A 19,116-nucleotide genomic window follows, 5' to 3' on the forward strand; every position below is an offset into this window, starting at 1 on the left:
TCGCATGAATTGCCCTTTACGAATTTAAAAAGGAACAGTATCGATCTTTTTAAAGGAACGATTGCGTTCCTTTAATTTGTGCCGGCACTCGGCGCTTAGCGAATGCAGGTCCCGACGTTGCCACGCAACGAGAAACCTGTCGAGCCGTGGTGCCGAGACATTCTTGAAGGGAGAAAGATAATGACCGAGCAAGAAAATCTGGGAAGCCTCACATCTCCGGAAATCCAGCACTGCCCTTTTCCTTTTCTGAAGACCCTGCGCGAGGAAGCGCCGATCTACAAAGACCCGGCGACCGGCATGTATGTCATCACGCGCTATGAAGATATTGGCTATGTAAATGGGCATCCAGAGTTGTTCTCGAGCCGGACGGCCGTGCAGTTCGCGAAAACCGATTCTGCAGCGGCAGAGGAAGCCAAGCGCCGGTTTTCCGAACGTGGCTGGCCGCAAATTCTTACATTGGTGGCAGAAGATCCGCCAACACATACAATGCAGCGCGCGCTGGTCGACAAGGTGTTCACCATCTCCTACGTCCGTAGCCTCGAACCCTATATCGAACGGAACGTCGATGAGCTGATCGACAGTTTCATTGAGCAGGGTGAGATAGATCTGATTCCGGCATTCTGCGTCAAGCTGCCACTCTATGTCATCGCAGATCAATTGGGTGTCGATCGGGCCGATATCGCCGAGTTCAAGATCTGGTCCGATGCTACTCTTGCAATCACCGACCCTACGCTTGCACCGGAACGCGAACTGGAGCTGGTCGATCAACTGATCGACATGCAGAATTATCTCTATAAGCGAGTCGAAACTTATCGCACCCATCCCAAAGATAATCTGCTCAGCAAGCTCGTCCACGCCGAAGTCGATGGCCAGCGGCTAGGGGATGCCGAACTACTTTCAATAGTCCAGCAGCTCTTGGTGGCGGGCAACGAAACGACGGCAACCATGCTCGCTACAACGACCTACCTCATGCTCAAAGACCCGGAGCTTAAGGCACGACTGATGGCAGATAATGGCCTGATCCCGGGCTTCGTTGAGGAGGCACTGCGCTTTCATACGCCGGTGCCGCACATGTTCCGGGTCGCCAAGGAAGATGTTTGCATTGGCGATTTTAACATCCCCAAGGGTGCGGTTCTCCAGATCAGCTATATGTCCGGAAACCGCGATGCAACCCAATGGGAAGATCCTGAAGCGTTCAGGATCGGCCGAAAAGGCGCGCGCAACCACCTTGCCTTCGGGCGCGGCATCCATTTCTGCGTCGGAAACCTCCTCGCGCGCGGTGAACTTCGGATCGCGATACGGCGACTGCTGGAACGGCTGGAAAATCTCCGTTTCGCACCTTCTGCACCAGCACCACAATTCATGGCGCATTTCCAGATACATGCACTTGACCGACTGCAGGTCACATTCGACCCTGGCGAGAGGCTCGGCGCCGCACCGATCAAAGCCGCATGACCCTCGCATTTGTCCTGAAGGAGAATTGAAGCATGTCAAAGCCAATCGAAACCGCCACCCAATTTCTAGAACAGCTCGGCAAGAGCAAGGAAGCCATGCACGCGGCTATCAGGACCTATCTGACGCCCGACACCGTCTGGGAGAATGTCGGCCTGGCCAAAACCGCCGGCATCGAGGAGGCCCTCGGCCTTCTGGCCCAGTTCGAGCAGACCATGGGCGTCGACAGGATACGGATCGACACTCTCGCCATCGCCGCCAGTGGCGACACCGTTCTGACCGAACGCATAGACTATCTCGTCGGAGCCGATGGAACCGAGCATATCGCGCTGCGCGTGATGGGCGTGCTTGAGATAAAGAACGAGAAAATCACGGCCTGGCGGGACTATTTCGACACGGCAGCCCTTAGCGGTTGAGAGTCCTTCGAAGCATGAACCAGTGTGACATAGCGATCGTAGGCGCGGGCCATGGCGGCGCACAGGCGGCAATCATGCTTCGGCAGCAGAAGTTCGAGGGGTCGGTCGCGCTGATCGGCGACGAACCGGAACTCCCCTATGAACGCCCGCCGCTCTCCAAGGACTATTTCGCCGGCGAAAAATCGTTCGAACGGATCATGATCCGCCCGGAGAAATTCTGGGCCGAGCGCGATGTGACGATGATGCTCGGGCGGCGCGTTGTGGCGGTCGATGCCGAGGCGCACCGGCTGACCTTCGAAGATGGCGAGACGCTGGACTATGGCACGCTGATCTGGGCGACCGGCGGAAGCCCGCGCATTCTCCCCTGCCCCGGCCATGATCTGGACGGCGTCCATGCCGTGCGCACCCGCGCCGATGTCGATGCGATGATGGCGGTGCTCGACAGCGTCGAGCGCGTCGCGATTATCGGCGGCGGTTATATCGGGCTGGAGGCGGCCGCTGTCCTCACCAAGCTCGGCAAGAAGGTCGTGCTGCTGGAAGCGCTCGACCGGGTCCTGGCGCGCGTCGCGGGCGAGGAGCTGTCTCGCTTCTACGAAGCCGAACATCGTGCGCACGGCGTCGACCTGCGCACCGGCGTGGCCGTCGACAGCATCGAGGGCGACGACAGCCACGCAACCGGCGTCAGGCTGGCCGATGGCGAAGTGATCCCGGCGGAGATGATCATCATCGGCATCGGCGTCATCCCGGCCGTCGAACCGCTGATCGAAGCGGGCGCGGAGGGCGGCAACGGCGTGCTGGTCGACGAACTTTGCCAGACCAGCCTTCCGGGCATCTATGCGATCGGCGACTGCGCGGCGCATGCGAACGGCTTTGCCGACGGCGCGACGATCCGGCTGGAATCGGTGCAGAACGCCAACGACCAGGCGACGGTAGTGGCCAAGGCGATCCTCGGCCATCCCGTGCCCTATGATGCGGTTCCCTGGTTCTGGTCGAACCAGTATGATCTCAAGCTACAGACGGTCGGCCTGTCGACGGGCCATGACGCGACGGTGATACGCGGCGACCCGGCGGATCGCAGCTTCTCGATCGTCTATCTGAAGCAGGGTCGGGTCATCGCGCTCGACTGCGTCAATGCCACCAAGGATTATGTCCAGGGCCGCAAGCTCGTCATCGGCAGGGCAAGCCCCGACCCCGAAATGCTGGTCAATGAATCCGTTCCGCTCAAGAATCTAACGTGATATGTATAGCGAAGCCCTCGACAAGAAATCCAAGAACCCAAGTCTGTTGACTGGCTTCACCTCTAATCCAGAGGGATGACCCACGTCCCCGATGCAGACTCGCGAGGGAGCGAGGCTCAATCAATATTGTTCCATCCCGTTAGTATCGAAAAAAAATGACTCGGCCTGGGGTGCCATGCGGTAAAATCGAAAAATTGGTCATCGCTGCGATAACAAACCGGCTCAGCTCAGCCGATACAATCGACAGTGACTCCTCTGCGGACCTTTCCCATCAGATCAATGGCCGGGCAGGCTCCTTGCCCAAGCGACGGAAACTCAAAACGAGGCCATCATCAGATAGTGTAGCGATTCGTAACGCATGTATTTGCACGCACGAGATATTTTCGTGGATGGAGCACGATCTCCAATGATTGCAGAATACAGTAACGCTCGTCGTTATCTGGTACCCAATATCATTTCGCCCATCATTAATGGCTCGCATCCGAAAAATCTCAGTGGGCGCAGAATATTGCGCGGGGGCAAAGTGCCACTATGCTGGACAGCTCAGCACACCATACGAGACCTTACCTAAGTCCTCAATTCATCATTATCTGAAAGTGCATCGGGTTCCAGCGTCTAGGGGCATCGAGATCGATCGCCATTTTGCCTCAATTTCGTCTATGCTAGATGGTCTCCTGAGACAGGAGCAACGAATTATCTATCAATAAAGCACTGATATATAGAGACTAATTCAACTCACAAAGTGATAGTCTAGAGACACTGAAATCCGGAAAAAATGGTGGTGCTGCTAGAGAGAATTGAACTCTCGACCTCGTCATTACCAATGACGCGCTCTACCACTGAGCTACAGCAGCCGGACCATTTCGATGCGTTGGCGATAACCGCCGCGCCGGGCGGTTTCGACCGAACCGCGGGCCTAAGACCAAATGGTTGCGATCTTGTCAAGCGGAGTTGCGTTTTTCACGAGATAATGGCAATTGATCCCCATGCCAAAACCACAGCCCAAATCAGAAAAGATGCGCAAGGAAGCCGAAAAAGCCGAACGGCTTGCCGAACAGCTGCGAGCCAATTTAAGGCGGCGCAAGGCGCAGGCAAGACAGATGGTTCCCGGCGAAGAGCAGCCTTAGGCGTTCACGACCGCCCGCTCCGGCTTGATAATTTCAAAATCGCTGACCGCGTCGATAAATTTTGTAGCTACCGGGGCCACCTTGTCTGTCGCCGGGTCGAACCAGACATAGGTCAGCTTGGCCACATTGAGCAGTTCGTCGCCGCGCAGGAGATGCACCAATAGGGTATAACTAGTCCGGCCAAAGCGGGTGATCCGCACCGCGATATCGAGCAAGTCATCGGCCCTTGCCGACGCGCGATAATCGATATCCGCATGGCGCACCCAGTTGTCGCCGCCAAAATGCCGGGTGAAACTGCCGAGCATATCATTTTCATCGCGCGGTCTATCGGATGCTACCAACGCGCGCATATATTCGGTCATACCGACATCGGCAAAGGCGAGATAATGGGCATTGAAGACAATGCCCTGCATATCACATTCGGCATAGCGCACACGCATCGGCGTGATAAGACGAAAGCCATCGCGGGGGTTTTTCTGTTCTGTCATGGTGCCGGCTCTTTCCCCAGCACCGAAAGCCTGTCAACCAGCTTTGGCAGCCGTCATGCAAAAGGCGTTGAGCTTGTTGCCATCGGGATCGCGGAAATAGCCAGCATAAAAACCATCGTCGCCACGCGGACCCGGGGCACCTTCATCACTGCCGCCATTGGCCATCGCGATATCATAAAGCCGTTGTACTTGATCCTCATTCTCCGCCTGCAGCGCAACCATCACCCCGTTGCCAACACTGGCCGCCTGGCCGTCAAAGGGTTTGCTCGCCGCTATGCCCGGTGCTCCGCCCATTTCGCCCCAAGCGATGAACTGGTCCATTTCCATCATCCGCCCGACGCCCATTTCCTTGGCGAGGGCATCATAGAATTTCGCCGCTTTTTCCATATCGTTGGTACCCACTGTTACATAACCAATCATCTACTTCCTCCTCCAGATATAAAGAGAACATTATGAGAACATACGAGTCGCGTCAACAGAGTCAAAGCGGCGCGGTCTGCCTTTTTAACCAGTCCAGCGCCTCGCCCTCCAGCTGCGGCGCTATCACCGCACGAACCTTGGCATGATAATCGTCAATCCATTGACACTGGTTCTGTGACAGCATGGAAACGTCGATCAGCTTGCGCTCGAGCGGCGCAAAGGTCAGCGTCTCAAAACCAAGCATCGTTTGCTCGCCACCTTCGATTTCCCGCTCTTCGACAAGAAAAAGATTTTCGATACGAATGCCGAAATGGCCCGCCTTGTAATAGCCGGGTTCGTTAGACAGGATCATACCTGGCTGCAGCGCTTCGTTCATGCCGCCGAAGCTTGCAATCCGCTGCGGCCCTTCGTGCACCGAGAGGTAGCTACCGACACCATGACCGGTGCCGTGACCATAATCCACGCCATCGGCCCACAGATATTGGCGCGCCAATATGTCGAGCTGTCCACCGGTCGTGCCCTTGGTGAACACGGCCTGATCCAGAGCAATGTGGCCCTGCAGGACCTGAGTATAGCGCTTGCGCATTTCGGCGGTCGGTTCGCCGACAGCCACTACGCGCGTCACATCGGTCGTACCGTCAAGATATTGCCCGCCGCTGTCGACAAGATAGAGCGAATTCATCTCGATGGGCTGATTGGTTTCTTCGTTCACGCTATAGTGCGGCAACGCGCCGTGATCACCAGTGGCGGAAATCGTGCGGAAAGAGAGATCCTTCAGATCCGGGCTTTCCTCGCGAAATTCACGCAACCGCGCCGCAGCGGACAACTCGTCCTGCCCGCCCTTCGGCGCTTCCTGGGCCATCCAGTGCAGGAATTTGGTCAAAGCCGCGCCATCGCGCTTCTGCGCCGCCCGGTGCCCGTTGATTTCGGCGTCATTCTTTATCGCCTTGGCAAGGATGGTCGGGTCGCGATCCTTGACGATCGTCGCTCCGGCATTGTCGAGCGCTTCGAAAATGGCGGCAACCGAACGTTCCGGATCGACCGTAACGGTTTTGCCGGCCATTTCGGACAAGGCATCGGCGAGCTCGTCATAGTCGCGTATCTCGACATGATTGCCGAGATGTTCGCGCACCGCGTCGGTCAGCTTCTCGGGCGCGACAAACAGGGTCGCCGTCTCGTCTGCCCGGACGATTGCATAAGCCAGTGGTACCGGCGTGTTGGCAATATCCCTGCCGCGAACATTGAAGAACCAGGCGACCGAATCCAGCGCCGCGATGACGGTGGCATCATAGCCCTTGTCCTTGAGCCATGCCGCGACATCCGCCCGCTTGTCCCGCGCCGATTTGCCGGCATATTGGTCGCTATGGACCGCCAGCTTCTCCGGCGAACGCTGTGGCTGATCTTCCCAGACCGCATCGATCGGATTGCTGTGCACGGCCAGCAGTTCTGCGCCGGTCTTGGCCAGCGCCTTGCTTGCCGTTTCCGCCCATTCGCGAGTGTGTAACCAGCTGTCATAGCCAATTCTGGCACCCTTTGGCGCGTTAACTGCAAGCCATTCATGCGGCTTCTGGTCCGCTATATTGACATATTCATAGAGATTGCCGTCGACCTGATCGCGGACCTGCACGACATAGCGCCCGTCTATGAACATCGCCGCCTTGTCCTTCAGTATGATGGCTGAACCCGCAGATCCTCCAAAGCCGGTCAGCCAGCCCAGTCGCTGTGCATATTCACCGACATATTCGCTCATATGTTCGTCGCAGATCGGGACCACAAATCCGTCGAGACCATCTTTCTGCAATTGTTCCCGCAAGGCTTTCAGGCGGCTTTCATAAGTGGACATCAACATCGGCGAGCAAACTCCTTGAATATGCTTATGCTGCAACACATAGGAGTTCCGAGCCCCATTCGCCACCTAAATCAGGCCAGAGAAAAGCAGAATATATGACCAAAAAGCTGACCCGTCCGCCGCATGCCGAGCAGCGACCCTATAGTTACGAGCGCCATGGCTATACCGTGAATGATCCCTGGCACTGGCTGAAAGATCCGCGATATCCGGTTGTCGAGGACGAGGCCATACTCGCCTATCTCAAGGCGGAAAACCAGTGGTTCGAGCAGAATATGGCCAGCCAGAAGGCTCTGACAGCCGGGCTCTTCAAGGAAATGAAGGCGCGGATCAAGGAAGAGGACAGTTCTGTCCCGCAAAAGGATGGCGACTGGCTCTACTGGAGCAAATTTGAAGAAGGCATGCAATATCGCCAGCATTGGCGCAAGGCGGTATCGGGCGGCGAAGAGCAGCTGATGCTGGACGAGAATATATTGGCCGAAGGAAAAGAATATTTCCGCCTCGGAACGGCTTCGGTCTCCCCCGATGGCCGGTTACTGGCTTATGCTTTTGACGACAACGGGTCGGAGCGGTTCGAGGCGCGGATCAAGGATCTGTCCAGTGGCGAATTGCTGCCCGATATCATCCCCGGCACCTTGTCGAATCTGGTCTGGTCAGCCGATTCCACAATGCTGCTCTACGGTCTCGCCAATGAACAATGGCGGACCGACAATGCCCGACTGCATGTTCTGGGCAGCGATATCGCGGATGATGTCGAGCTTTACCATGAAGATGATGAAGGATTCCGGGTCGCTATCGGCCTCACCCAGTCAGAAAAATATATCGCGATAGCCACCGGCGATCATGAAACCAGCGAAGTGCGGCTGGTTCCGACCGACAATCCGCTGGCCGACCCGATTCTCGTATCGCGGCGGCAGACCGGGCGCGAATATGAAGTGGAGGAACATGACGGCACGCTTTATATCCTGACCAACGACGACCATGTGAATTTCCGTCTGGCGACTGCTTCGCTGGACAAGCCCGACCAATGGACAACACTGATCGCCGGTTCGGACGAATTTTATCTGACCGACGTCTGCACCTTCAAGAAATTCTATGTCACCGAAGGGCGCGAGAATGGCCTCGACCAGATTGAAATCCGGTCCTACGACGACCCCGCCAAAGTCGAACGGATCGCCTTTCCCGAGGCCAGCTACAGTGTCGGCCTGGACGACAATCCCGAATATGATGTCGACAGGCTCCGGCTCAGCTATGATTCGATGATCACACCCGACACGGTCTATGACTACCATCTTGCCGACAAATCGCTCGAAACGCTCAAGGTCCGGGAAATTCCGTCCGGCTATGATGACAGCCAATATGAGACAGAGCGGCTGATGATCGAGGTCCGCGACGGGACGCTGGTGCCGGTATCGCTGGTCTATCGCAAGGACACCAAAATCGATGGCAGCGCCCCGCTCCATCTCTATTCCTATGGCGCTTATGGTTACGCCGTGCCGCCGAGTTTCTCGACGAGCCGACTGAGCCTCGTCGACCGAGGGTTTGTCTATGCCATCGCCCATATCCGCGGCGGTGACGATCTGGGACGCAACTGGTATCTGCAGGGCAAGCTCACGCAACGCACCAACACATTCCATGATTTTGTCGATGTCGCCAAGGGCCTGATCGCGAAAGGATATACCTGCAGGGGCCGGCTTACCGCCTCGGGCGGCTCTGCCGGCGGCGAGTTGATGGGGGCAATCGTCAACAGCGATCCCGACCTGTGGGGCGCCATCGTCGCCCATGTCCCCTTTGTCGATGTGCTCAACACGATGCAGGATGAAAGCCTGCCGCTGACTCCCGGTGAATGGCCGGAATGGGGGAACCCGATCACCGACAAGACAGCGTTCGAATATATCCGCAGCTATTCGCCCTATGATAATGTGGCGGCGCAAGAATATCCGCCGATGCTGATTACCGGCGGGCTGAATGATCCCCGCGTCACATATTGGGAGCCAGCCAAATGGACGGCCAAGCTGCGCGCGACCAGGACCGACAACAAGATGCTGCTGCTCAAAACCAATATGGGCGCAGGCCATGGCGGCAAGTCAGGTCGCTGGAATGCGCTGGAAGAAACGGCAGAGGAATTTGCCTTCATCCTATGGCAAATGGGGATGGCAGAGTGAGTGAACGGAATTCCGGCTTCAATATTTCCATCACTGCCCGCCCCGAAGACATTGATGAACTCGGCCATGTCAACAATGCGGTCTGGGTGCGCTGGATTCAGGAACTGGCAACGGCGCATTGGAACGCGATTGCCCCGCAATCGGCCATCGAACAATATATCTGGGTCGTCACCCGGCATGAAATTGATTATCGCGGCAATGTCGGGGTTGGCGCAGAAGTAACCGGCCGGACATGGATCGCAGAGCCTCCGAAGGGTGCGCGATTCTGGCGCAACAGCAACTTTACCGACACGGATGGCTCTCTGATCGTCGCTGCCAAAACAAACTGGGCGATCATCGAACGGTCGAAAGGGCGCGCGGTCCGCGTACCGAAGGAACTTGCGGCGTTGTTCCTTGACAATTAGGGTGTCGGTATAGCCGGCGTCGGTGCAAGCGGTGAAGGCTGGTCAACCCGTTCCCCTTCGGCGGTGCGCAATTGCTGAGGCTCCAATATCGCCGCCGTTTCGATGACGTCAAGCGCACGGCGCGCTTCGTTATATCGACGTGCCTTTTCTATCCATTGGGAAGCCTCTTCATCGCTCCCGCCACCCGGAAGCTTTTCAAGCTCCGCGATCGCAGCATCAACATTGCCAGTTTCGACATAGCGCTTCGCACGGACCAGCCGCTGTTGCGGAGCCGGTGAGGGCGTTCCCTGCCGACGGATCACGAACAGTTCGGTCAGCTCCCTTTTGAAGTCCGACCAGAAACCCTCGCGGTCCGAACCAGTTGTCAATGCTGGTCCGATGTCATCCAGACCCGCCGCCAGCTCTTCCAGCGTGACTGGCTGGCGAGAAGCGTTGACTATCGTCGTGACTGCCTTCGGCTGGGCATCGCCAAATCGCAGACGCAACTGAGGATCAATATAGCCAAGCGGCGATCCACGATCGAGCGCACGTCGGGCGGCAAATGCGATCAGCAAACCTTCCGCCCGGGCGGCATTGCCCGAGGCCGCCTGGGCCTGCACATTGATACGCGACAAACGGTCTTCCAGATCAGCCACGCGCACAGCAAGCGCGCGTTCGATTTCGGGCGACAGGGTCGCCGGAGCAGTCGCTTCCGCTTTTTGCGCGGGCGCTGGCAGGACACTGCCATCAGCGTCAATCCGGTCGGCGAGTGCAGTCGCTGGATCCGGAGCCACCTTGGCTGCCTTGTCGCCATCCACGACCGCAGATGATTCCGATCCCGAAATGCTGTCAAACGGATTATAGCGGGACAATATCCATCCGGTCAGGATCGCCCCGCCGATGAAGGCTACCACCATCAAAATCAGTACATTTCGTGTCAAATTGCTCTTGCCAGCCGATGGCGAAAGCCTTTCATAGTCCCGGCTCATTCCGGCTCCTTTTCTTCAGTCCGGTCGCTGGACGGATCAAATCCTCTCGATTTCACCGGCATAGTGCGCTCGCCAATGACAGTAAAGCTTCGTCGTCCGGATGATCCGCGGTTTGAACGCTTTTCCATCCCTGCCCGACCGCTTCTGCCACTTTTGCGGAAAAGGCTACGACATGGTGCCTGTCTTTCGGCAATTGTAAGCGGCTCAGCTCTTCCGCCAACTGGCTGGCAGCGCGGGCCGAATGCAGCAGGATCACAGATTCGTTCGCCAGACAGGCTTTCGCCCGCTCGCCCAGCGCCATCGCCCGGGCACGATAAACAGGCGCGATATAGATTTTCCTGTCTTTCGCGCTGACCTCCATATGCTGCTCACCCGCCAGCCATATAATATTACGATAAGAGCTGTCCGCCAATTGGTCGAGAAGATGTTCCACATCGGATTGGCCAGTTATTTCTACATGAAACCCTGCCTTCTTTGCCGCTTCCGCTGTCTTCTCGCCAACTGCCAGTACAGGCAAATATCGATATGCTGCCAATTGGGTACCGCCATATTTTACCGCGTTCGCACTGGTCAGCAACAATGCATCAAAATCTGTAGCCTCCGGTCCCGACCATTGCATTGATTCAACCACAAACAGTGGATCGACAACGGTCGCTAATCCCAAATCTTTCGCTCGCCGTTCCGTTTGGAGCGCCCCGTCCAGCGGCCGAAGGATCAGCAGCGACAGGCTCATCGACCAAATACGGCTTTCAGCTTTGCGCTCGACTGGCCCAGAAGCTTGTCTGCCAGATTGCCGGGTGCGGAGACATCGCCCGTGTGAAAGCTGGATTGGCCATCGATCGACTCCGAACCGTCGGGCAACAAGATTTCGGCTCGCAGATGCACGGTTGCTCCATCGATCGTGGCCAGTGCGGCAACCGGACTGTGGCAATCGGCGGTCAATCGTTCCAGGAAAAGGCGTTCGGCGGTAACTGCACGAAACGTGCTCGTCGACGAAATCGCCCGCATCAACCGACGAACGTGGGGGTCATCAGTCCGCGCCTCGACCCCGACTGCGCCCTGCGCCGGCGCGGGAAGCATGATTTCATCGGAAATATCCGATCCGACATCCTCCATTTCCAGACGGTTCAGTCCGGCGGCGGCGAGCAGAGTTGCATCATATTCGCCGTCAGCAATTTTCTGCAGCCGGCTTTGTACATTCCCGCGAATCAGTCGAATATCGAGGTCGCTCCTTTGTCGCAAAAGCTGTGCCTTGCGGCGCGGAGATGCGGTGCCGACGATGGCTTTATCTGCCAGCGCCTCAATCGACCCCGCCCCGATCAGCCTGTCATGGATATCGGCCCGTTCCAGCATGGCCGCGACGATGAACACACCCGGGCGGATGGTTTCAACATCCTTCATGCTGTGCACCGCACAATCGATTTCGCCATTGGCAAGCGCACGATCCAGTTCTTTGGTCCAAAGTGCCTTGCCACCTATGTCCGCCAGCGAACGATCAAGTATTTTGTCGCCGCTGGCTATCATCGGCACCAGTTCGACCTGATCGGGTCGCCAACCATGGACGGATTGCAACGCATTGGCGGCCATTGTGGCTTGCGCCATAGCTAGCGGTGATTGGCGCGTTCCAATGCGCAGGGGCCGATCCAGCCCGGCCAGAGATTCTTTTTTGCTGTCTTCGGTCATGATAGCGCTTGTCCTAATGGCTTGAGCGCCTAAGTAAAAGCGTCATGAGCCTGATATTGGGAATTGAATCCAGCTGCGATGAAACAGCAGCCGCGCTAGTCACGTCCGAACGGGAGATTCTGGCGCACCAACTGGCTGGGCAGGAAGCGGAACATGCCCCCTATGGCGGCGTGGTTCCCGAAATCGCAGCCCGTGCCCATGCCGAGATTCTGACACCATTGATCGCTGCCGCGCTGAATGAAGCAGGAAAGTCTCTCGATGACGTCGATGCAATCGCGGCCACTGCGGGACCCGGCCTGATCGGCGGGGTGATGGTGGGTCTGGTTACCGGCAAGGCACTGGCAATGGCGGCAGGCAAGCCCCTGGTTGCCGTCAATCATCTTGAAGGCCACGCGTTGTCGCCAAGACTCGCCAATCCAGACCTCACATTTCCATATCTACTCCTTCTGGTATCGGGCGGCCACTGCCAGATATTGCGCGTCGAAGGTGTCGGCCAATATCGGCGACTGGCTACCACCATTGATGATGCCGCCGGTGAGGCTTTTGATAAAACCGCCAAAATACTCGGTCTCGGCTATCCCGGCGGGCCGAAAGTCGAAGCTTTTGCGCATCAGGGCAATCCAGAATCCGTCCCCTTGCCTCGTCCGCTGATCCGGTCGAAAGAACCACATTTCTCCTTCGCCGGCCTGAAAAGCGCGGTGGTTCGCGCCCATAACAGCGGCGATTTCGAACCGGCAGATATTGCCGCCTCCTTTCAACAGGCTGTGGTCGATTGCCTGCGCGACCGGCTGGAAAAGGCGATAACGGATCATGGTCGCTGCGCGAATCTTGTCGTCGCGGGCGGAGTGGCAGCCAACACACCGATCCGCACGATGCTCGAACAGGTTGCCGAGGAGCATGCGATGGCCTTTACCGCCCCCCCACACTGGCTATGTACCGATAACGCCGCCATGATTGCCTGGGCGGGAGCCGAGCGATTTGCTGCCGGCCTGACCGATCCGCTGGATTTTGTTGCGCGGCCGCGCTGGCCACTGGACCCGGGGGCTGAAAAAGCACGCGGGGCGGGAGTCAAAGCATGACCTTGGCGACTGCGTACATCGGAGTGATCGGTGCGGGAGCATGGGGCACGGCATTGGCGCAGATTTTGTCAGAAGGGCAGGAAGAACTGCTCTTGTGGACTCGCGAACCCGAAGTCGTCGACCAAATAAACAATAGGAGAGAAAATCAATCCTTTCTCCCGGGCCAGCGCCTCCGCGACAATATTCGCGCGACACAGGACTGGGATTTGATTGCCGCCTGCGACATATTGTTGCTGGTGACACCTGCGCAGCATTTGCGCGCCACCCTGGAAAGGCTACCAGATTCCGCAGCAACCCTGATCCTCTGCTGCAAGGGGATAGAGGCAGACAGCCAGATGTTGTTGAGCGATGTCGCCAAGGAAGTGCGACCGGATAATCCGCTGGCTATTTTATCGGGCCCAACCTTTGCTCACGAGGTCGCACAGGGCCTGCCGACCGCCCTGACCCTAGCATGCGAAAGCCGGGCCTTGTGGGATCAGATTAACCCGCTAATCGCAAAAACCAGCTTCCGGCCCTATTTTTCCGACGATGTGATCGGCGCTGAAATTGGCGGTGCGGTCAAGAACGTCCTCGCGATAGGGTGCGGCGTGGTCGACGGAGCCGGTCTCGGGCAAAACGCACGCGCATCCCTGATCAGTCGTGGCTTTGCAGAAATGCTCCGCTACGGCACGGCACGCGGAGCACGGGCAGAGACCCTTGCCGGCCTGTGCGGACTTGGCGACCTCGTCCTCACCTGCTCCTCGACCAGTTCGCGCAATTTTTCGCTCGGCAAGGGATTGGGACAAGGCCAGTCAGCGCACACATTACTGTCGGACCGCACCACTGTTGCCGAAGGCGCATCAACCGCTCCGGTCCTCCAGAAAGATGCGAAGGCGCGCAACATCGACATGCCGATAGTCGATGCCGTCTGTGCTCTGCTGGCCGGTAGGGCGGATGTTCAGTCTGTGGTCAGCCAGTTGATGAAACGACCGTTGGTTTCGGAACAAAGATAGGGCCCTTGCGGCACAATGATGACAATATCTCGAAACTGTTATAGAACGCGTCCCCTGAACTGGGCCGGCCGGAGATTGATTTGAACAGTCCTGAACCATCAGGCCCGGCTGGCGCAGCGCCATTGGATGCTGAATCGCCTGCTGAAAAAAACAAGGATGATATTGCCGCGCTAGCCAAGGGTGGGCGGACCAATATATTCGGTTTTCTTCTGCGCCTTGCCGCGCGCCTGCCGTTTCTGTTCATTGCGGGTCGTATTTATGGCGCGGAAGCGCTCGGCCGCTTTGCCTATGCGATATTGGTAGTAGAATTTGCTGCACAGCTCGCCACCCTTGGCCTCAAGAGAGGGCTGGCGGCGCAGCTGAGCAAGACCGAGAGACCTCATGTCCATGTCGTGTGGGACGGTCTGCTGGTCAGTTTTCTGGCATCAGGCGTCGCGGCGGCGATATTGATCGTTTTTCCGTTCATCATGTTTCCCAACAGCGATATCAACGGGCTCGACCGGTTTTTACCGCTTGTCATTTTTACCGTCGTGGGGGCCGATATTGCACTGGCCGCCCTTGCCTATCGCTACGATATTGGAGCAACGGTGCGTGCTCGCTCGATCGTGGAGCCATGGACGATCAGCATCGCCGCCTTCCTCTTCTCCTACTATTCGCTCAGAGACGGCCTGATACTCTCCTATGTTGCCTCAATGATCGCCGCGCTGCTCGCCTCGCTCTGGCCGTTATTCAAAAGCTATGGCCTGCCACATGGATGGCGACCGAAACCGCTGAAACTTGCGATGATCGCGCGACGCAACATGCCGCTCGCTGCTGCCGACGCCGCCGAATGGGGCTCGCGCCGCGTGGATCTCGCCATCCTCGGACTGTTCGCGTCCCCCGCTATCGTCGGAATCTATTATATTGCGCAGCAGGTCGCGAGCCTGCCACAAAAGCTTAAAACCAGCTTCGACCCCATTCTCGGCCCTGTCATCACGCGCAATCTGGAAGCAGGCAATATGAAAGTGATCGCCAGCCAGGTGAGCCAGGTCGGTTTCTGGATCATCGCGGCACAGGCCGGCATTGCCTTGGCGCTGGCGATACCCGGCGAAGCCGTGATGGGACTAGTGGGTCCGAATTTCGTCGGCGGGACTGGCGCGCTCGCCTTCCTGCTGGCAGCCGAAGCGGTGGCCGCTACCGCTGTGGTCAGCGAATCCGCGCTGGTCTACATCGCCCGCCATCGCAATCTGCTAATCTCGCTGTCGATGCTGCTGCTGCAGGCAGCGCTCAGCATAGCATTTATCCAGATTTGCATTTATTTCGGCTGGGGACCGCTGTTTCAGGCAGCAGCGGTGGCAGCAGCCTTGATGGTCGCGCTGGCCTATGCATCAGTGGTGAAAGCCATCTTCCTGTCGAAACTGCTCAATGCGCCGGTCAACGGATGGCGCTGGAACCTGCTAATTGCCATCGGTGTCGCCGGCGCTGTGGGTTATCTGGCAACCTATCTGCCCGAATGGGCGGAACTGATTATCGGTATCCCGCTGATCCTCGGCAGCTATGCCTGGGTCATCTGGAAATGGGGCTTTGGCCCGGAAGACCGGACATTGTTTAAAATGAAGGGCTGATCATCCGAGCCGGACTTTGACCAGTTCGCGCAAATCCGCTTCCGGACGCGCACCATAATGGGAAATCACCTCCGCTGCCGCGATCGCGCCGATGGTCAAACATTCTTCCATCGGGCGCTGTTCGATATAGCCGCTGAGGAAACCGGAAGCAAAAAGGTCACCGGCACCGGTCGTGTCCACGATATGGTCAATAGGTTCGGCAGCAACCGCGTAAGTCTTGCCGTCCCGAACGGCGATCGCACCTTTTTCGCTGCGCGTCACCACCAGCGTTTCGACCTTGGCGGCGGTTTGCGCAACCGCAGCGTCAAAATCTTCCGTCTCGCTCAGCATCTTGATTTCCGCTTCATTGGCAAACAGGATATCAATTTTGCCATCATCAATAAGGCCGACAAATTCTTCACGATGCCGGTCGACACAGAACGTGTCCGACAAGGTGAAAGCCACCTTGCGGCCATTTTGCTTGGCGATATCGATCCCCAGCGCCATTGCGGCCTTGGGCTCTTCTGCATCCCACAAATAGCCTTCGAGATAGAGAATCGCGCCGCTGGCAATCAACGCTGCATCAACAGCAGCCGGGGGAAGAAATTGGGAGGCGCCGAGAAAGGTGTTCATCGTCCGCTGGGCATCAGGCGTGACGAAAATCAGGCAGCGCGCGGTCGGCGGTTCCTTGCCGAGCGGCAATACGTCAAAATCAATCCCGGTCGCCCGGATATCATGGGCAAAAACCTCGCCCAATTGATCGTCGGCGACTTGTGCGATCAGCGCGCATTGACAACCCAATGTGGAAGCACCGGCAAGCGTGTTCGCCCCGGAACCACCGCTGATTTCCCTCGCCGGGCCCATGTCGCGATAAAGCTCCTCTGCCCGTTTCGCATCGATCAGCGCCATGCTGCCCTTGACCAGCTGCTCCTCTTCGAGAAAATCGTCGCTGGCCTGAGAGATTACATCGACAATCGCATTGCCAATGGCAACAATATCATAACGGGCTTCGGTGGTCATAGAATGTCCTTTTGGGGCAGATTTCTGTCTGGGGCATGCGTTAGGGGTTTGACCCGAACCCATCAAGCAGAATTGACGCTGGCTGGCCAATCATGACATGACGCGCAGATGCTCCATGCCTTTTCCCGTTCTCTTGCCCAGCTGACTGACCGGGCCATATTGGCTATCCTGCTCAAGGTCATATTGCTAACTCTGCTCTTGTTCGTCATTTTTGGACTCGCGGCCTATTTTGGACTGGCCTGGCTTTTTGCCTGGCTGGGCTGGACGGACGGCGGTTTTGCCGCTGCAGCCGCTGCAGCGATCATCGCTATATTGACCGGGCTTTTATTGTTCCGGATTGTTGCCATTTTCGTGCTCAACATCTTTTCCGATGATATTGTCGACGCTGTTGAACGGCGATATTATCCCGATCGTGCGGAAACAGCGAGACCACCTGGCTATGGTATCGGCATCAAAATGGGGCTGGCTTCCACGGGACGCGCTATCGGTTACAATATTCTAGCTACACCGCTATATATCGCGTTGCTCGTCACCGGCATTGGCGTTCCGATCGCCTTTTTCGGAGTCAATGCGGTGTTACTGGGCCGAGATCTTCAGGACATGGTCGCGGCCCGGCACGCCAGCGACTATCGCAATCTTGCTGGCGGATGGAGCCTGCCAAAGGTTGAGCGCTTTCTCCTCGGACTGGTCACGGCCCTGTTGCTCGCCATACCCTTTGTCAATTTCCTTGCGCCAGTATTGGGAGCCGCTATGGCTACCCATCTGGTTCATCGGAAGAAGGAAGAAATATCCGCATGAAGGCCAAATTTCTTATATTGCTCAGCTTGCCAGCACTTGCCGCCTGTGCCTCGACGACGGCCACGAGGGGCCCTAGCCTGCCGGCGGTTGCGGATTCTCCGCTTAATTCGGTAGCTGGTCTCGACATTGTCATGGGCAAGACGTCCGGACAACTCATCCGCCTGTTCGGAAAACCCCAGCTCGACATATCCGAACCCCCGGCACAAAAGCTCCAGTTTTCAAGCGGTGCCTGCATATTGGATGCTTATCTTTATCCTTCCGAAGAAGGCGGCACCAGCCGGGTGACCCATATTGACGCCCGCCGCAGCGATGGCGCGGCGGTCGACCGGGTCAGCTGCGTCAATGCCTTAAGGCTGCGCTGAAGATAGCTGATCCAGGGCCCAAACGGCCGCTTCACGGACCACCTCGTTTTCATCGTTCAAAAGCGCCTGCACAGGCGCGATCAATGACGCGTCCTCACTATTGCCCGCAGCGATAAGCGCGTTGCGCACCATCCGGTCGCGGCCCGTCCGCTTGACCGGCGATCCGGAAAACACATGCCGGAAATCGGCATCGTCAAGCGCCAGCAAATCCGCCAAGGCCGGCGCCGCCAGTTCCGCGCGGGGCAGAAAAGCTTTGTTCGCGGCTCCAGCTTGTGCAAATTTGTTCCATGGACAGACCGCCAGACAGTCATCACAACCATATATATGGTTGCCCATCGCCTTGCGATATTGATGCGGGATGGGCCCTTTATGTTCGATCGTCAGATAGGAAATACAGGCCCTGGCATCAAGTTTATAGGGTGCGGGAAATGCCCCTGTTGGACAGATATCCTGACAAGCCGAACAGCTACCACAGCGATCTTTCCCCGGCGTTGAAGGCTCCAGATCCAAAGTCGTGTAAATCGCCCCCAAAAACAGCCAGCTTCCGTGATCCCGGCTGACGATATTGGTATGTTTGCCTTGCCAGCCCAGACCAGCAGCTGCCGCGAGCGGCTTCTCCATAACCGGCGCTGTATCGACAAATACCTTTACCTCGCATTCGGCCTGCCCGACCAGCCAGCCCGCTGTCCTTTTAAGCGCACCCTTGACGACATCATGATAGTCCTTGCCCTGTGCATAGACCGAAATACGCCCGTGATCGGGGACGCCCTCCAGAGCGAATGGATCGGTGCCGGGCGCATAGCTCATCCCGAGCATGATGATCGATCGAACGTCAGGCCACAGGGTAGCCGGATTGGATCGCTCGTCGGCGCGGCTCTCCATCCAGAGCATGTCTCCCTGGCGACCGTCTGCCAGCCAGTGTTGCAAGCGCTGCCGGGTTTCCGGTGCCAAGGCTGCCGGAGCGATGCCCACTGCGGCAAAGCCCTCTTCCTTCGCCTTTTTTTCAAGCGCTTCGGCCAATCTTAACTTGTCATCCGGCATAGGCTTTCCCTATCAAACACTCCTGTCCGATATG

The 19,116-nt window shown here is 57.4% G+C and carries 19 protein-coding genes and 1 tRNA gene; 11 read left to right on the forward strand and 9 right to left on the reverse strand.

Going from position 1 to position 19,116, the window contains the following annotated elements; genetic code table 11:
- The first annotated feature begins 180 nt into the window (after positions 1-180).
- From ACN0WX_RS00495 to ACN0WX_RS00505, 3 genes are read left to right on the forward strand one after another with little or no spacing between them, the layout of a single operon-like run.
- Complete coding sequence (locus ACN0WX_RS00495) at positions 181-1,455, forward strand: cytochrome P450 (RefSeq protein WP_417620308.1); 1,275 nt, start codon at positions 181-183, stop codon at positions 1,453-1,455.
- Positions 1,456-1,487: 32 nt separating this feature from the next.
- On the forward strand, positions 1,488-1,868 hold the full coding sequence (locus ACN0WX_RS00500; protein WP_417620310.1) for a limonene-1,2-epoxide hydrolase family protein: 381 nt from the start codon (positions 1,488-1,490) through the stop codon (positions 1,866-1,868).
- 14 nt (positions 1,869-1,882) lie between these two features.
- Positions 1,883-3,106 carry an NAD(P)/FAD-dependent oxidoreductase gene (locus ACN0WX_RS00505; RefSeq protein WP_417620312.1) on the forward strand — a complete coding sequence of 408 codons (1,224 nt, stop codon included), beginning with the start codon at positions 1,883-1,885 and terminating at the stop codon, positions 3,104-3,106.
- Between the two features lie 779 nt (positions 3,107-3,885).
- On the opposite strand, the gene ACN0WX_RS00510 is transcribed toward ACN0WX_RS00505, so the two are convergent.
- A tRNA-Thr gene (locus ACN0WX_RS00510) sits at positions 3,886-3,960 on the reverse strand.
- A gap of 132 nt (positions 3,961-4,092) precedes the next feature.
- On the opposite strand from ACN0WX_RS00510, the gene ACN0WX_RS00515 reads away from it, so the two are divergent.
- Positions 4,093-4,233 (forward strand): hypothetical protein, encoded by a 141-nt coding sequence (locus tag ACN0WX_RS00515; RefSeq protein WP_417620314.1) that lies wholly within the window; start codon positions 4,093-4,095, stop codon positions 4,231-4,233.
- Here ACN0WX_RS00515 and ACN0WX_RS00520 read toward each other — a convergent pair.
- The 3 genes from ACN0WX_RS00520 to ACN0WX_RS00530 all read right to left on the reverse strand — a co-directional run bounded on the left by ACN0WX_RS00520 (position 4,230) and on the right by ACN0WX_RS00530 (position 6,984).
- The gene (locus ACN0WX_RS00520) at positions 4,230-4,721 is read right to left on the reverse strand and encodes an acyl-CoA thioesterase (RefSeq protein ID WP_417620316.1); all 492 of its coding nucleotides are present in this window, start codon (positions 4,719-4,721) and stop codon (positions 4,230-4,232) included. The two genes, ACN0WX_RS00515 and ACN0WX_RS00520, sit on opposite strands and share 4 nt — an antisense overlap.
- Positions 4,722-4,754: 33 nt before the next feature.
- Positions 4,755-5,141, reverse strand: a complete 387-nt coding sequence (locus ACN0WX_RS00525) for a VOC family protein (protein WP_417620318.1) — start codon at positions 5,139-5,141, stop codon at positions 4,755-4,757.
- Between the two features lie 61 nt (positions 5,142-5,202).
- Positions 5,203-6,984, reverse strand: a complete 1,782-nt coding sequence (locus ACN0WX_RS00530) for an aminopeptidase P family protein (protein ID WP_417621175.1) — start codon at positions 6,982-6,984, stop codon at positions 5,203-5,205.
- A 101-nt stretch (positions 6,985-7,085) separates the two neighbouring features.
- On the opposite strand from ACN0WX_RS00530, the gene ACN0WX_RS00535 reads away from it, so the two are divergent.
- Positions 7,086-9,152, forward strand: a complete 2,067-nt coding sequence (locus ACN0WX_RS00535; protein ID WP_417620320.1) for a S9 family peptidase — start codon at positions 7,086-7,088, stop codon at positions 9,150-9,152.
- Positions 9,149-9,556 (forward strand): acyl-CoA thioesterase, encoded by a 408-nt coding sequence (locus tag ACN0WX_RS00540; protein WP_417620322.1) that lies wholly within the window; start codon positions 9,149-9,151, stop codon positions 9,554-9,556. The genes ACN0WX_RS00535 and ACN0WX_RS00540 overlap by 4 nt, the downstream gene beginning before the upstream one ends.
- Here the strand turns inward: ACN0WX_RS00540 and ACN0WX_RS00545 are convergent.
- From ACN0WX_RS00545 to hemC, 3 genes are read right to left on the reverse strand one after another with little or no spacing between them, the layout of a single operon-like run.
- On the reverse strand, positions 9,553-10,524 hold the full coding sequence (locus tag ACN0WX_RS00545) for a mitofilin family membrane protein (protein WP_417620324.1): 972 nt from the start codon (positions 10,522-10,524) through the stop codon (positions 9,553-9,555). The two genes, ACN0WX_RS00540 and ACN0WX_RS00545, sit on opposite strands and share 4 nt — an antisense overlap.
- A 52-nt stretch (positions 10,525-10,576) precedes the next feature.
- Entirely contained in the window at positions 10,577-11,257 is a 681-nt protein-coding gene (locus tag ACN0WX_RS00550) for a uroporphyrinogen-III synthase (protein ID WP_417620325.1), read from the reverse strand.
- On the reverse strand, positions 11,254-12,207 hold the full coding sequence (hemC, locus tag ACN0WX_RS00555; RefSeq protein ID WP_417620327.1) for a hydroxymethylbilane synthase: 954 nt from the start codon (positions 12,205-12,207) through the stop codon (positions 11,254-11,256). The genes ACN0WX_RS00550 and hemC overlap by 4 nt, the downstream gene beginning before the upstream one ends.
- Before the next feature lie 44 nt (positions 12,208-12,251).
- Between hemC and tsaD the strand changes: the two genes are divergently transcribed.
- The 3 genes from tsaD to ACN0WX_RS00570 all read left to right on the forward strand — a co-directional run bounded on the left by tsaD (position 12,252) and on the right by ACN0WX_RS00570 (position 15,882).
- A complete protein-coding gene (gene tsaD, locus ACN0WX_RS00560; RefSeq protein ID WP_417620329.1) occupies positions 12,252-13,286 on the forward strand; it encodes a tRNA (adenosine(37)-N6)-threonylcarbamoyltransferase complex transferase subunit TsaD in 1,035 nt (344 codons plus the stop codon).
- Positions 13,283-14,278, forward strand: coding sequence for an NAD(P)H-dependent glycerol-3-phosphate dehydrogenase (locus tag ACN0WX_RS00565; protein ID WP_417620330.1), 996 nt, complete (start codon positions 13,283-13,285; stop codon positions 14,276-14,278). Before tsaD ends, ACN0WX_RS00565 begins: the two co-directional genes overlap by 4 nt.
- Positions 14,279-14,400: 122 nt before the next feature.
- Positions 14,401-15,882 carry a lipopolysaccharide biosynthesis protein gene (locus tag ACN0WX_RS00570; RefSeq protein ID WP_417621176.1) on the forward strand — a complete coding sequence of 494 codons (1,482 nt, stop codon included), beginning with the start codon at positions 14,401-14,403 and terminating at the stop codon, positions 15,880-15,882.
- Here the strand turns inward: ACN0WX_RS00570 and ACN0WX_RS00575 are convergent, their stop codons facing one another.
- Positions 15,883-16,881 (reverse strand): adenosine kinase, encoded by a 999-nt coding sequence (locus tag ACN0WX_RS00575; protein ID WP_417620331.1) that lies wholly within the window; start codon positions 16,879-16,881, stop codon positions 15,883-15,885.
- 108 nt (positions 16,882-16,989) lie between these two features.
- Here ACN0WX_RS00575 and ACN0WX_RS00580 point away from each other — a divergent pair, with 108 nt between their 5' ends.
- On the forward strand, positions 16,990-17,679 hold the full coding sequence (locus ACN0WX_RS00580; RefSeq protein WP_417620332.1) for an EI24 domain-containing protein: 690 nt from the start codon (positions 16,990-16,992) through the stop codon (positions 17,677-17,679).
- Positions 17,676-18,041, forward strand: a complete 366-nt coding sequence (locus ACN0WX_RS00585; RefSeq protein ID WP_417620333.1) for a hypothetical protein — start codon at positions 17,676-17,678, stop codon at positions 18,039-18,041. Before ACN0WX_RS00580 ends, ACN0WX_RS00585 begins: the two co-directional genes overlap by 4 nt.
- Here the strand turns inward: ACN0WX_RS00585 and queG are convergent.
- Positions 18,027-19,082, reverse strand: a complete 1,056-nt coding sequence (gene queG, locus ACN0WX_RS00590) for a tRNA epoxyqueuosine(34) reductase QueG (RefSeq protein ID WP_417620334.1) — start codon at positions 19,080-19,082, stop codon at positions 18,027-18,029. The genes ACN0WX_RS00585 and queG overlap by 15 nt on opposite strands.
- Positions 19,083-19,116: the final 34 nt, after the last annotated feature.

The sequence above is a fragment of the Parasphingorhabdus sp. genome, assembly GCF_048269915.1.
Lineage (GTDB): Bacteria > Pseudomonadota > Alphaproteobacteria > Sphingomonadales > Sphingomonadaceae > Parasphingorhabdus.